This window comes from Prosthecobacter sp., assembly GCF_034366625.1.
Taxonomy (GTDB): domain Bacteria; phylum Verrucomicrobiota; class Verrucomicrobiia; order Verrucomicrobiales; family Verrucomicrobiaceae; genus Prosthecobacter.
The window spans coordinates 501682-515109 of the sequence record NZ_JAXMIH010000023.1 but is presented as its reverse complement, the minus strand read 5'-3'; the positions used below and the strand labels follow the sequence as shown (position 1 = coordinate 515109).

Annotated in this window: 15 protein-coding genes; 7 read left to right on the top strand and 8 right to left on the bottom strand. The window is 59.7% G+C overall.

Going from position 1 to position 13428, the window contains the following annotated elements; genetic code table 11:
- Window positions 1-52 precede the first annotated feature (52 nt).
- Window positions 53-544, top strand: a complete 492-nt coding sequence (locus U1A53_RS22730; protein WP_345786504.1) for a peptidylprolyl isomerase — start codon at window positions 53-55, stop codon at window positions 542-544.
- 68 nt (window positions 545-612) lie between these two features.
- On the opposite strand, the gene U1A53_RS22725 is transcribed toward U1A53_RS22730, so the two are convergent.
- Window positions 613-1479 (bottom strand): PIG-L family deacetylase, encoded by an 867-nt coding sequence (locus tag U1A53_RS22725; protein WP_322284156.1) that lies wholly within the window; start codon window positions 1477-1479, stop codon window positions 613-615.
- Window positions 1480-1592: 113 nt separating this feature from the next.
- On the opposite strand from U1A53_RS22725, the gene U1A53_RS22720 reads away from it, so the two are divergent.
- The 3 genes from U1A53_RS22720 to U1A53_RS22710 are packed head-to-tail and all read left to right on the top strand — an operon-like array spanning window position 1593 to window position 5172.
- The gene (locus U1A53_RS22720; RefSeq protein ID WP_322284155.1) at window positions 1593-2045 is read left to right on the top strand and encodes a GatB/YqeY domain-containing protein; all 453 of its coding nucleotides are present in this window, start codon (window positions 1593-1595) and stop codon (window positions 2043-2045) included.
- Window positions 2046-2059: 14 nt separating this feature from the next.
- Complete coding sequence (gene ispD / locus U1A53_RS22715) at window positions 2060-2725, top strand: 2-C-methyl-D-erythritol 4-phosphate cytidylyltransferase (protein ID WP_322284154.1); 666 nt, start codon at window positions 2060-2062, stop codon at window positions 2723-2725.
- An 8-nt stretch (window positions 2726-2733) separates the two neighbouring features.
- Window positions 2734-5172, top strand: a complete 2439-nt coding sequence (locus U1A53_RS22710) for an MFS transporter (RefSeq protein WP_322284153.1) — start codon at window positions 2734-2736, stop codon at window positions 5170-5172.
- Between the two features lie 4 nt (window positions 5173-5176).
- Here the strand turns inward: U1A53_RS22710 and U1A53_RS22705 are convergent, their stop codons facing one another.
- A complete protein-coding gene (locus tag U1A53_RS22705) occupies window positions 5177-7900 on the bottom strand; it encodes a DEAD/DEAH box helicase (protein WP_322284152.1) in 2724 nt (907 codons plus the stop codon).
- A gap of 10 nt (window positions 7901-7910) precedes the next feature.
- Window positions 7911-8702: a nucleoside triphosphate pyrophosphohydrolase gene (mazG, locus tag U1A53_RS22700; protein WP_322284151.1), complete on the bottom strand. Its 792-nt coding sequence runs from the start codon at window positions 8700-8702 to the stop codon at window positions 7911-7913.
- A gap of 187 nt (window positions 8703-8889) precedes the next feature.
- Here mazG and U1A53_RS22695 point away from each other — a divergent pair, with 187 nt between their 5' ends.
- The 3 genes from U1A53_RS22695 to U1A53_RS22685 all read left to right on the top strand — a co-directional run bounded on the left by U1A53_RS22695 (window position 8890) and on the right by U1A53_RS22685 (window position 11589).
- Complete coding sequence (locus U1A53_RS22695; RefSeq protein WP_322284150.1) at window positions 8890-9828, top strand: glucosamine-6-phosphate isomerase; 939 nt, start codon at window positions 8890-8892, stop codon at window positions 9826-9828.
- Between the two features lie 138 nt (window positions 9829-9966).
- Entirely contained in the window at window positions 9967-11007 is a 1041-nt protein-coding gene (locus U1A53_RS22690) for a hypothetical protein (protein ID WP_322284149.1), read from the top strand.
- Between the two features lie 186 nt (window positions 11008-11193).
- Window positions 11194-11589, top strand: coding sequence for an RNA-binding protein (locus U1A53_RS22685; protein ID WP_322284148.1), 396 nt, complete (start codon window positions 11194-11196; stop codon window positions 11587-11589).
- An 89-nt stretch (window positions 11590-11678) separates the two neighbouring features.
- Here U1A53_RS22685 and U1A53_RS22680 read toward each other — a convergent pair whose 3' ends face one another.
- From U1A53_RS22680 to U1A53_RS22660, 5 genes are read right to left on the bottom strand one after another with little or no spacing between them, the layout of a single operon-like run.
- Window positions 11679-12167 carry a DsrE family protein gene (locus U1A53_RS22680; RefSeq protein ID WP_322284147.1) on the bottom strand — a complete coding sequence of 163 codons (489 nt, stop codon included), beginning with the start codon at window positions 12165-12167 and terminating at the stop codon, window positions 11679-11681.
- 10 nt (window positions 12168-12177) lie between these two features.
- Complete coding sequence (locus U1A53_RS22675; protein WP_322284146.1) at window positions 12178-12612, bottom strand: rhodanese-like domain-containing protein; 435 nt, start codon at window positions 12610-12612, stop codon at window positions 12178-12180.
- A gap of 11 nt (window positions 12613-12623) precedes the next feature.
- A complete protein-coding gene (locus U1A53_RS22670; RefSeq protein WP_322284145.1) occupies window positions 12624-13013 on the bottom strand; it encodes a DUF302 domain-containing protein in 390 nt (129 codons plus the stop codon).
- A gap of 12 nt (window positions 13014-13025) precedes the next feature.
- The gene (locus U1A53_RS22665; protein ID WP_322284144.1) at window positions 13026-13193 is read right to left on the bottom strand and encodes a DUF6132 family protein; all 168 of its coding nucleotides are present in this window, start codon (window positions 13191-13193) and stop codon (window positions 13026-13028) included.
- Between the two features lie 4 nt (window positions 13194-13197).
- Window positions 13198-13428: a DUF2892 domain-containing protein gene (locus U1A53_RS22660; protein WP_322284143.1), complete on the bottom strand. Its 231-nt coding sequence runs from the start codon at window positions 13426-13428 to the stop codon at window positions 13198-13200.

Here is a 13428-nt window from a genome sequence, read left to right as displayed (position 1 = left end):
TGCCGGTCTGACCGGCACAACCCCAGCACAAACCGTGAGTGACGCCAAACCAGTGAAAATCGTGATGGAAACCTCCAAAGGCACCATCGAACTCGAACTCGACGCCGCCAAGGCGCCGATCTCCGTCGCCAACTTCGTCAGCTACGTGAAGAAAGGCCACTACGACGGCCTGATCTTCCACCGCGTGATCCCCGACTTCATGATCCAAGGCGGCGGCTTCACCCCCGACATGCAACAGAAGGCCACCGACGCCAACATCGAGAACGAAGCCAAGAACGGCCTCAAGAACGTCAAAGGCACCCTCGCCATGGCCCGCACGCCGAATCCACACAGCGCCAGCTCGCAGTTCTTCATCAATCTCAAGGATAACAGCTTCCTCGACTACCCCGGCCAGGACGGCTGGGGCTACTGCGTCTTCGGCAAGGTGAGCAAAGGCATGGATGTGGTCGCTGCCATGGCCGCTGTCGCCACCAGCAGCAAAGGCCAGCACGGTGATGTCCCGGTGGAGCCGATCATCATCAAGAGCGCCAAGCTCGCGGAATAATTTCCCGCAGACGCCTCGATTCAAAATCTCAAATGCCAGCCGGTCGCTCCGGCTGGCATTTTTTGTGATCACATGAACTTCTTCACGCGATCGCGCACATCCGTTTCGAGGCGCTTCACATAGTTCACTGAGTATTCGACTGGGCACAGGCTGTCATCCTGCGTCAGCGGCGTCAGATCCATCGCAAAGGTGAGCAGGCTGGTGTTGTCCGTCGTGTGCGAGTCGAAGTAAGTCGCATTGGCGTGGCGCAGGCCTTCCTCGGCCAGGTCATAGCGCTTGCCGCCGCTGATCTGGGAGTCAAACACCCCCAGCAGCGGGCGCAGCATGTGTGGGTGCTTGTCCACCCACAGCATCACCTTGTCATCAGAAAGCAGCCAGTCGAGCTTGCGCCAGACTTCGCAACCATAGACCTTCTCAGGACGCATTTCCGGCGGCAGTTCGCGAATGGCCTCCAGACACCGCAGAAAAGTCGCCACATGCGTGTCATGCCTGTCACAGGGATTGTGAAGATAGAGAATCTTGGGCTGGGCATGCTCCAGTACGAACCTCAAGTCTGCCACGGCCGGCTCATGCTTCGGCTTTTTGATGTCCTCGCTCGGGTAGCCGAGCTGCACCATGATGCTGTACTCGCCCACGTAAGCCGCCTTGCGCTGCTCGATGAGGCGCACTTTCTGCATTTCCTCGTCTGTGTATTTGGCATACGGCCCCTTGCGCGGACTGCCTGCACCATCCGTCACCACCACGCCGCCGAACCATTGGTCTTCATTTTTAAAACACTCGGTGATGCCGTGATACGCGGCGATTTCGAGGTCGTCCTGATGTGATACAATGCCCAGATGCGTCACGCGACGTAGCGCGGTCCAAGGTTCGGTTTCGTCGGGAATATAGAGGTCGTGTTTGGGATGTCGAAATTGCACAGTAAACCGATCATGCACGGGTGGAGAAGCAGCGCAAAGGGCAATCCATCCGACGTTGCCTATCGTCTGGACAAAGCCATGCGCCACGCCATGCTCGCGCCCCAGATCAACCAATCCGAATCCATCCTCCCATGAGCTTTATCGCCAGCATCTCCGAAGACCTCAAGAACGCCATGCGGGCCAAGGACACCGTGGCTCTCAACGTCATCCGCAACCTCAAATCCGCCCTCAAATACGCCGCCATCGAAAAGCTCGGTGCCGACGGCGAACTCGGCGACACCGACGCCCTGGCCGTCGTGCGCAAGGAGATCAAGAAACTGCAGGATGCCGTGGATGGTGCGGAGAAAGCCGGACGACCAGAAGCCGTGGCCGCCGCCAAGGCTGAGATCGTCGTACTGGAAAAATACCTCCCTGCTGCGATGAGCGCGGAAGATCTGGGCAAGCTGGTCGAGACCGTCATCGCCGAACTCGACGCCACCTCGAAGAAAGACATGGGCAGCGTCATGAAAGCGCTGCAAGAACGCGTCGCCGGGCGTGCTGACAGCAAGTCGATCTCGACTGAAGTCACCAAACGCCTCGCGTAACTTCACCGGCCGTCATGACCTCCGCCATCATCGTCGCCGCAGGCAGCAGCCGACGCATGGGTTTCAACAAACTCATGGCTCCGCTCTCCGGCGAACCGGTGCTGCGACGCACGCTCGGTGCATTTCAAAAGTGCGTGGCGATTGATGAAATTATCGTCGTCACCAGCGAGGCGCTGCGCATGGAGATCGACGTGTGGCGCATGGGCGGCATGGAAAAAATCGCCCGGGTCATCACCGGTGGTGCCGAACGGCATCTCTCCGTGCATGCCGGCCTCCAGGCATTGAATCCAGCCTGCGACATCGTCGCGGTGCATGATGGCGCGCGTCCTTTGATCTCCGTGCATCAAATCACCCGCTGCATCGAAGCCGCCCGCACGCAGTCCGCCGTCGCCTGTGCTCGACCAATGACGGAAACGCTCAAGCGCTGCGACAGTGACGGCCGCATCACCGATTCCATCGAACGTGCGAACGCCTGGATCATGGAAACGCCGCAGGTGTTCCGCCGTGATCTGCTCGTGCGTGCCTATGACGCCGTCATGCGCGACGGCCTGCATGTCACCGACGAAGTTTCCGCCGTGCAGCATCTTGGCGAACCCGTTTTCGTCATCGAAAATTTCGAGCCCAACCCCAAGATCACGTTTCCGGCAGACATTCTGCTGGCCCAACGTTTTGTGGACTGAACGCCGCCATGCCCGACCCCCTTGATCTTGACAGCGCACCGCAGTTGCCACGCCGGAACTGGATTTCTATCGTGCTGGTGCTGGTGGTGCAGGCGCTCAATTCGTTCAGCGACAACTTTGTCAAAATGCTGCTGATCGCGCTGTCGATCATCATCGCGAAGGACTCGTGGGTGGGCCGCCACATGGAGCTGTGGCTCGGGGCGATTTTTTCTCTGCCCTACATGATCTTCGCGCCGCTCGCCGGTTATTGGTCAGATCGTTTCTCCAAACGCAACGTCATCATCTGGATGCAGGTGATGCAGATCATCTGCTTCGTGTGGCTCGCGCTCGCGCTGTGGTTGGAACGTATACCCGGTTCGCTGGAACTCTGCCTCGTCGGCTTCTTCATCCTCGCCGTACAGGCCGCCGTACTCAGCCCGGCCAAAATGGGCGTGATGAAGGAACTCGCCGGCTCACGCCGCCTAGGCCGCGTTTCCGGCTGGCTGCAGGTCACCATGCTCGCAGGCATTCTTGGCGGCATGTGGGCCGGGGGCATCTGGTATGGCACCGAATACGAACGCACCGGCGATGCCTGGATGTCCGCGCTCTGGCCCTTGATCATCATCGGCATCTTTGGTGTCGGCGAACTCATCGCCGCTCTCTGCATTCAAAAGACGCCGTCGCATCCCGAAGTGCACTGGCGCAAATCCATGGCGCTGGAGCATTTCGAAAGCGTGAAGATCGTCTTCCGCCGCCGTTCCATCCGTCTCGCGGCGCTTGGTGTCACTTACTTCTGGTTTATCTCGAACGCGATCAGCTTCATTCTCGTCACGCTCACGAAGGAACTGCATCCCGACACCGGTCATGGCGATGGACCGATGGAACTGGCCAAAGTTGCCGGCATTCTTGGCATTGGTGTCATCAGCGGCAGCTTCTTTGCCTCGCACATCAGCCGAAATCGCATTGAGCTCGGCCTCATCCCTGTCGGTGGCTTCGGACTCGTCGTCGGCCTGCTCTGGTCCGGCCTCGCCACGCTGGGCAGCAGTTGGATGTATGCCGGTATCATCTTCACCGGTGCCGCAGGCGGTTGCTTCATGGTGCCGCTGTATGCTTTCGCGCAGGACAAGGCGGAGAAGCAGGAGAAGGCACGCATCCACGCCGGGATGAATTTGATGGACTGCCTCGGCACACTCGTCGCCGTCGCCATTGTCGCCTTGATGAAATGGCTGGAGTTCAGCTCCTCCACACAGTTCCTGCTGCTCGCCATTCCCACCTTCGCCGCCGCCCTCTACACCATGCGCCTCCTGCCGCAGGATCTCGTGCGCTTCCTCATGCTCGCCGTCGTGCGCTTCGTCTATAAGGTCAGGGCGGTGCATGCGGATCGCGTGCCGGCCACAGGCGGAGTCCTGCTGCTGCCGAATCACGTCAGCTACGTCGATGCTTTTATCGTCGGCGCCGCCAATCGTCGCCCGGTGCGTTTCGTCATGTGGGAAAAGCTGTACAATCTGCGGTGGACCCAATGGCTCATGCGCCTCATCGGCACCGTGCCGATCTCCGCCACTCGCGCGAAAGACGCCATCCGAGCCGTCGCTGCGGCGCTCAAAGAAGGTGAGATCGTCTGCCTTTTCCCTGAGGGCCAAATCACCCGCCACGGCATGGTCAATGACTTGCGCAAAGGCTTCGAGCTCATGGCACGCCAGGGCGAGGCGCAGGTCGTGCCCGTCTATCTCGACGGCCTCTATGGCAGCATCTTCTCCTTCCAGGGCGGCAAATTCTTCACCAAACGCCCCAAACACCTGCGCTACCCTGTCGAGGTGCATTTCGGCGCACCTCTCAACGCACGCGAAGCCACCACCGCTGTCATCCGCCACGCCATGCTCGCCTTGAGCAGCGAAGCTTTCCTCCGCCGCAAAAGCTGGAACCACGCCGAGGATGATCTCGTCGCCTTCGCTAACGCCCTGCGCCTCGCCGAAGTCGAATGGTGCAGAGCAGGCGATGTCCTTCTCAGCCTCGAACCCGAAGGCACTCTCATCCACCGCACCGTCAAGGCGCTCACTCAGGTCATCCCCGGTTCCAAATACATTGCTGACATGGGTGAAGCAAACGCCGCCCACGTCGTCGCCTTTGGCACCCGCGCCAGCCTTTCCAAGCTCACCGGCCAGGAACGCCTCGCCTTCTGCCTCGAGAGCGACCTCTCTCCCCTGCCCTCCACCACCGCCCTGTGCGGTTACATCGACTCAGACAGCGGAATACTCATCTCCTCCGAAGTCCCCGACCCTGAAATGCCCGAAGACGAAATAGGTGGCCAGCTCGGTCAAAAAAGCGGTTCCCTCGGCCGCCTGCTCCCCGGCCTGACCATTGAATCCACGCCCGAAGGCGTGCGTATCAGCGGTTTGATGCCCAATGACACCCAATCGGTCTTTATCGCCGGTTTCAAACTCGATGAGCAGGGCTTTCTTGTGATCTAAAACATCACTCCGCCATGAACAGCGCCTGGATGTCGGCCTGGGTGAGCTGGAGTTTGTCAGTGCGGCCAGAAAGCAGGCCTTCGACAAGGGCGGCTTTCTTTTGCTGCATCTTGAGGATGCGTTCTTCGATGGTGTTTTCGCAGATGAGCTTGTGGACGAAGACGGGTTTGGTCTGGCCGATGCGGTGCGCACGATCACTCGCCTGCGCTTCGGCGGCGGGGTTCCACCAAGGGTCGTAATGGATGACGGTGTCAGCGGCGGTGAGGTTGAGGCCGGTACCGCCGGCTTTGAGGCTGATGAGGAAAACGGGCACGTTGCCGGTTTGGAATTCTTGAATCGGTGTCTCGCGATCCCGCGTGCTGCCGGTGAGTTTCACATAATGCGTGCCGTCTTTTTTCAAGCGCGCCTCGATGAGCGCGAGCATCTCGGTGAACTGCGAGAACAGCAGGATGCGACGGCCTTCGTCGATGAGCTCGGGCAGGAGTTCGTCCATCAAATAATTGGTTTTGGCCGAGTCCTCGACGTTTTGAGCCGTCTCCTGTTTGAGAAGCTTCGGATGGCAGCAGACCTGGCGGAGTTTGAGCAGCGCATCGAGCACGACGATCTGCGAGCGATCGAGTCCGTTCACTTCGATGGCTTCGCGCACGCGTTTGTCCATCGCGGCGCGGATGGTCTCGTACAAGTCGGTCTGCGCTTGGCCGAGTTCGATGCTGTGGAGAATTTCGGTCTTCGGTGGCAGTTCTTTGGCGACGGCGTCTTTGGTGCGACGCAGCAGCAGCGGCTGAATGCGAGTGCTGAGCTGTTTTTGGCGTTCCACATCGGCATCACGCTCGATGGGATTGCGATAGTGCTGGCGGAAGGTGTCGGCGGCGCTCAGCAGGCCGGGCATGAGGAAGTTGTAGAGGCTCCACAGCTCTCCCAGATGGTTTTCCATCGGTGTGCCCGTCAGGCAGAGACGGTGTTTGGCCTTCAAACCGCCGCAGACCTGCGCGGCGAGACTTTTGGGGTTCTTGATGTTCTGCGCTTCATCGAGCGCGACGATGTGCCACTCCTGGGCCTGCATGACATCGACATCGCGCACGAGCAGCGGGTAGCTGGTGACGACGAGATCGTACTGCTTGAGATGCTTGAAGTCGCTTTTGCGCGACTGGCCGCGCAGGAGCAGCAAACTGAGCGTGGGCGTGAATTTGATGGATTCATTGATCCAGTTCTTCAACACACTCGTGGGTGCCACGATGAGGCAAGGATGCGTCATGCGGCCGCTTTCCTTCTCGATGAGGATGTGGGTCAGCGTTTGCAGCGTTTTGCCCAAGCCCATGTCATCGGCCAAAATGCCGTGCAGGCCAAACTCTCGCAGGAATTGCATCCACGAGGCGCCTTCGCGCTGATAGTCGCGCAAACTGGCCTTCAGCGTCGCTGGTGGGTCGATGAGACCGATCTCGCGGAACGTGCCGAGTTGTTGACTGAGAGCGGTGAGTTCTGCGGGCGCACGAATCGGCATGCCATCGAGCGTCGCGAGCTGCGCGGCGCGCAGTTTATCGAGCTGGAGCTTGCCGTCTTTGCGCACGGGCCGCGTGGCGAGAAGTTCATCAAAGAATCGCAGCAGCACGACGAGTCGTCTGGCAGGAACGGAGAGCACATCACCGCAGTCACCACCAAGTGAGAGAAGGAAGCGCTGATCGAGATTTTGTTCCAAAACGGCTGCGGTAAGGCCCTGATCAATGCAATCGACCAACAACGGCACCATTGAGATGCGCTGGCCTTCGATCTCAATGCCGAGATCGAGCGAGAACCATTCGCGCCCGCCTTGATCTCCTACGAGATCGGTGAACCAAGCGTCTTCATCCGCTTCGTGGATTTGAAAGCCGATGCCGTCCGGCACTTCAACCTGCCAACCGGCCTCGCGCAGCTTCGGCACCTGATCTTTGAGGAACTGTGACCAAAACAACGCCTGATCGCCCGCCACAGCCATGAAGCCGAGCGTTGACTCGGGCGCCTTGGCTCCTGGCAGTGCCTCGGAGAACGATTTAAAACCGAGACCCGACAAATCAGCCAGCAGGAGGCGTTCGGAGCGTTGATTGCGCACCACGGTGTGTCGCATGCCTTCTTCATCCTTCCATTCATGCGCGGGACTGCGCACCAGCATCTCAAAGCGCAGCGGGCAGCCTTCATACTCGGCACAGGGCTGAATGAAGGCGACACTCTTCGGCACCCAGGCCCCGATGTTTCGCTTCGCCGTGAGTTGAGGCATCTCCACCGTCATGCGGCGCACGAGAAGCAGCGGTTTCGGCTCGGCGGGTGGCAATTCGACCGTTTCAGGCTTCGGTGACGCATCATTTTCCGGCGCTGGCGAGGCACGCTCCTGCACGCGTGCCATGCCTTCGATGCGGCGCTTCCCTTCATCATGATCAAGCATCAGCATCAACGTGGCCGCATGCTGGCAAAGCGTGCCCACCGCACAGGTGCAGTGGGAAGTCATGGCCAGGCTGTCATCGTCACGCAGCCGCAGATGCACCGTTACCGAAGCCGAATTGAACAGCCCCGTGCCAACTCCGGCGATGATCTCCAACTCGTTCTCAGCACACACATGCACTCCAGCCAGCCCCACATCGCCATGTTTGAGCAAACGACCGGCCTCCTCGATGTGCTGCCGCCGAAACAACCACAGCCACGACTTCGAACGCACCTGCATCCAGAGTTTGGGAAATGAGAAGTGGCCGAGATCCATGAACGCGTCGTCAAACACTGTGCTTCACCGCATCCCAGGCCGTGTCCATCTGCTCCAGCGAGAGCTTGCCGAGTTCGTGGCCTTGCTCGCGCAGATGGGTTTCCATGGCGTGGAAGCGGCGGGTGAATTTTTCATTGGCAGCGGCGAGCGCGGACTCGGATTCGATGCCGAGTTTGCGGGCGAGATTGACGACACTGAAGAGGAGATCGCCAAGTTCGTCTTCCATGTGGGCTTTGTCACCGCTGGCGATGGCTTCTTCGAGTTCGGCGGCTTCTTCACGGATCTTGGCGAAGACGGGTGTGGCGTCCGGCCAGTCGAAGCCGACACGGGCGGCCTTCTTTTGCAGCTTTTGCGCGCGCATGAGAGCGGGGAGGCCATTGCCGGTGCCATGGAGCAGGCCTTCGTGCTCGGCACCCTTTTCGGTGCGCTTGATGGCGTCCCATTGCTTGAGCACGGCATCGGAGGTGTTGGCGGTGGTGTCGCCGAAGACGTGCGGATGGCGGCGGATGAGCTTGTCCGTCAAACCGTGGGCCATTTGGTCGAGATTGAAGGCTCCAGTCTCGCTAGCGATCTCGGCATGGAGAATCGGTTGGAGAAGGATGTCGCCGAGTTCATCGCAAATTTGGGCAGGGTCGCCGCCACGGATGGCATCGGCGACTTCGTAGGCTTCCTCGATGACATGCGGGATGAGCGACGCGTGCGTCTGCTCCATGTCCCAGGGGCAGCCGCCGGGCGCGCGCAGACGGTGCACGACATAACGCAGGCGGGTGAGGGCATCGGGGTGATTGAGCATTTCGTCCATGCTTGGAGGTAGCGCGGAGCGGTGGCGGCGTCAAAGAGTCGTCAAGAGGGTGCCGTCCTGACTTCTTGATCACCTCTTGACGGCGCAGCCTTGACCTTCCCTCACAAGAAAATATTCGCCCCATATGATGAGTGCTTGGCAAAACGAGTGTTCTCCATGACTATCCCGTAACAACCTTAATCAAACCATGCCGCGCAAACTCAGCCATATCGCACCGGACTGGTGGGACTACACCACTTTAGAAAACGATCTCATCAACGACGCCGCCCGGCTCACGGAACGAGATTTGCGGCAGCTCTCGCGTCCCGGCTTCAAGGTGGTGATGTATGACACGCTGGAGGATTTTTATCTGGCCGAGGCGCTGGAATACATCCACGCGTGGAAACAGGCCACGCCGGACAATCCAGCGGGCATTTGCGGCCCCATCGGTCCGACGGAGCAGCTTCCGCTCGTCGCGCGGCTGGTGAACGACCTCGGCATCTCGATCAAGGACGGTCACTTCTGGGGCATGGACGAGTGGTATGATGAAGACACGAAGAAGGAGGTCACGATGGAGCATCCGCTATCGTTTGAGAAGGCCGACCGCGAGCTGTGCTTTGACCGCATTCAAAAGAAACTCTGCATGCCCGACACACAGCTTCATTTCCCGAAGGCTGATACTGCCAATTACATCAAGAGCTGGCAGAGCGGGGTGCGCTGCGCCGTGATGCAGGGCGGCCAGGGCGACATCAAGCACTGGGCCTTCAATGATCCGCCCAAGCGCACCGGCAAGTGGAAAAACGAAGCGCCGCCGCCTGCGGAGTATCGCAAGCTGACCACGCGCATCGTTGAGCTGCATCCGATCACGCTCGCGCAGAACGCCCGCACCTCAGGCGGTGGTAACATCACCATGGTGCCGAAGATGGCGATCACAGTGGGTCCCAAGGAGACGTGGATGGCCGAAAAGGTCAGCATCTGGCATGCCGGCATGCACGACAATCCGCTCGGTCAACGCCTGACGGCCCTGATGATCTCGAAACGCCTCGCTGATGCCTCCGTGCCAATGTCGCTGCTGGCCGATCATCCGAACGTGCAGTTCAACTACTACCGCGGCGGCCTCGGCCACTGTGCGGTGGAGATGCACTAACCGCCGCTTCGCGCCGAATAACGAAATCCGAATGAGGAATGCCGAATGATCTGAGCCGACTTCATTCGTCATTCTGATCTCGACATTCGTCATTCGCGGCCCAGATCACTCTCAACGCCCAGGATTCCCTCCCGCACCATGCTCCAGACACTCGACGTCGCCCTCGGCCTCTCGTTCATCTTTTTCTTGTTCAGCGTGCTGGTTTCGACCACTGGCGAGATGATTCTCTCGTGGTCGAATGCGCGGGGAAAGATGCTGTGGAAGGCGCTTTCACACATGCTGCCGGAAGGCATGCGTGGCAACAGCGTCACTCCCATGAATGATTTTGTGCAGCATCCGCTGATGGCGGCGCTGCACCGTCAAACCAGTACGAACGACGGGGTGGCGAAGCATTTCCCCTCCTACCTCTCGAACTCGCAGTTCAGCCAGGTGCTGATGGATTTGCTCGAAACGAAGGGCGTCGAAGCGAAGGCCGAGACGCGCTGGGAGCAGGTGCAGGCGGGCATCGCCACGCTCGGCGACGGAGCCAGCGGCTCTTTGAAAGCCTTGAGCCGCGATGCGGAGCGCAATCTGCTGCCCGGGCAGGAGCCGCTGAGCGTGTTCCAATTCCTCGCCGGGCAGTGGTTCGATGCCGTGATGGACCGCACCACCGGCATGTACAAACGCCTGTCGCAGCTCTGGAACTTCGGCATCGGCATCGTGCTCGCCGTGGTCTGCAATCTGAACACCATCGCCATCACGCGGGCGCTTTCGACCAATGACGACCTGCGCGCGGCCTTCGTGCAAAAGGCCGAGGCGTCCGTGAAGGCGCAGAGCGAACTCGCGGTCAAACTCGGCGTCGAAGAGTCCAAGGGCGCACGTGCCGTGTTCGATGAAGCCGTGAACGAACTGGCCGATGCCGGCTTCCCGGTCGGCTGGAACAAGACCACCGCAAAGGCTTGGGGAACGAATCCGGTCAGCATGTTGTTCGAAAGCCTGCTCGGCTGGCTTATGGCCGGTGCGGCGGCGGCGCTCGGTGCGCAGTTCTGGTTCGATCTGATGAAGAAGATCATCAACATGCGCGGCACAGGTGCGAAACCGGCATCTGGCACCGCCAATGCGGACGGAGAGGCTGGCATGGTCGGCCCGATCCCGCCGGCGGGACTGATCATCGACGGTACGGAGTCGCGGCAAGGCTGAGACCGGAAGCGCAAACAGTCGAAACAATCATTTGCTATTCCCTCAAAGCAGACGACAGATCCGCCGCAAGTTAACCTGATAAAGGCTAAGCTAAGTCGTTCATCAGGTTGTTTCTTTGGTGTTCTTAAATCCGATCTCGGAGCTTACTCAGGCCTCATGAAGGCTGACTGAACCCAAGAAAACGATATGAATACCAAAATGTATGTGGGCAATCTGCCCTTCACCGCCACCGAAGACGACGTCCGCGCTCTCTTCACTGATTACGGCACCGTCACTGACATCCATCTGCCCATGGACCGCGACTCCGGTCGCCCACGTGGCTTTGCCTTTGTCACCATGGACTCCCAAACAGCCATGAATGAAGCCATCCGTGGCCTCAACGAGAAAGAATACGGCGGTCGCAACCTGACCATCAACGAAGCCCGTCCGAAAGAAGATCGTCCTGCCTACGGCGGCGGCGGTGGTGGCGGCGGCGGATATGGTGGTGGCGGCGGCGGCGGTGGCCGTGGCGGCAAAAGTGGTGGCGGCGGCGGTGGCCGTGGCGGCTACTCCGGCGGTGGTGGTGGTGGCGGTCGCTACTAAGCGCCCCTGATCCCCTCCCAACCCCCAAAAATTCACGGCGGCATCCTGGCAACGGGATGCCGCCTTTTTATGTGCCAGTGAGCCGTCCTCTACTCAAACTTGATGTAGGCGTAGCCTTGCAATTGCAGGTCGATCAGGCGCGGGAAGGCTCCGACGACGAGTTTCACGCCGGGCATCAGCTCAGAGGGCTTCACGCCTTTCTGCTGCATCGTGTTTTCGCACAGCTCCACTTGCACGCCGCGTTTCATGAGTTCCACAAGGATTTCACCATTCGGATTCGCGCTACCAGCGCCGAGGCGTTTGCGGGCGGCGTCATTCACCACGGCGGCGATGCCAGCGCCGTGATACACGAGATGAAGATGCACCTGGTCGGCGGTGATGCCGTGCTCCTCGTAGGTATTGATGAGCTTGCGAGCGTAAAACAAGCCTTTGTTCACACTCTGATGCTGCGTGTCATCAGTGACCTGGTACACGATGCGCAGGTTCTCGCGCACTTGCAGCGGTACAATTTTGGGGTCCGCAGCTTGGCCAATCAATCCAACCGAGATGAGGGAGGCGCTGAGGATGAGTTTCTTCATGGATTTGATATTATGGATCTTTGCTGCTGTGAGACACCGGCTGTCCGGCCAGCTGCCAGGAGTGATAGCCGCGATGCAGATGCTGAATATGGGTGAAGCCCTGCGCCTTCAGTACCGCTGCCGCTTTGCGGCTGCGAAAACCGCCGGCGCAATACACCAGCACCGGCGTGGCCTTGTCGAGCTTGCCGACTTTCTGCTCGAACTCGGTATCGCCAATGGAGATATGAATTGCCGCAGGCAGCGCACCGCCGCTGAACTCGGCATCGGAGCGCACATCGAGCACCTGCGTTTCCGGATGCGTGTCGAGGAATGCCTTGGCCTCCTGCGGGTGAATGTTTACGCAAACGCGGCCGGGCTCTGACTTGAACAACTGCCGGTCCCACCGCCCCTCATACCAATACCAGCCGAGAACGATGAGGGTGACGATGATGAGTGTCCAGATCATGGTGCAGTGATTCACTTCGCCGCTTCGATGATGGCAATGGTGTCTTTCTCCACCTGTTCGGCGATGGTTTTCAATTCAACCGACTCTGACAGCGAAGCCAGCAGCGCCGAGGGACGCACCATGCCGATCAACGTCTTGCCCCCGTCTTGATAAACGGAGATGCGACATGGCAGCGCGATGTTCATGCCCATGTCAGCAGCGAGCACGGCGGCGGCTTGCTTGGGATTGCAGACTTCGAGAATATGGCAGGCGTTCGGCAGGTCAAAGCCTTTGCTCGCGAGGGTTTGTTTGAGGTCGTAGGTGTGCAACACGCCGTAGCCGTGCTGTTTGACCGAGGCTTCGAGATCGGTCACGGCCTGGGCCGGTGATTTGGTGGTTTCGACGATGTAGCGTGGATTCATGATGGAGTGGGGTTAGCGATGTGAACTGAAAGCAAACAGCAGCCCCATCACGCCGCCGTAGATGGCACCACGCCACCACGTCGAGGTGAGCGGGCAGGTGCCGGAACTGCATTGGCCGAAGTAGCCCATGAGTGAGCCGAGCGTGACTCCGATGGCGATGGGAATGAGGTAGCGAGTCATGGAATTAGCCGCATTTCCCGCCACCGCAGCAGCCGCCGCCTTTGTCGTTGCCGCCTTTGCCGCAGGTGCTGATGCCGAGTGGGGCATACAGCGGGCAGAAGCGGATGAAGGCGGTGAGCAGTGGCACAGCGCCGAGGGCTCCGATCCACGAGTGATTGACGATGCCGTAGGCGATGAGGCCGAGGCCGAGGAGGATGCGCAGAGCGCGGTCGATGCTTCCGATGTTGGGTTTCAT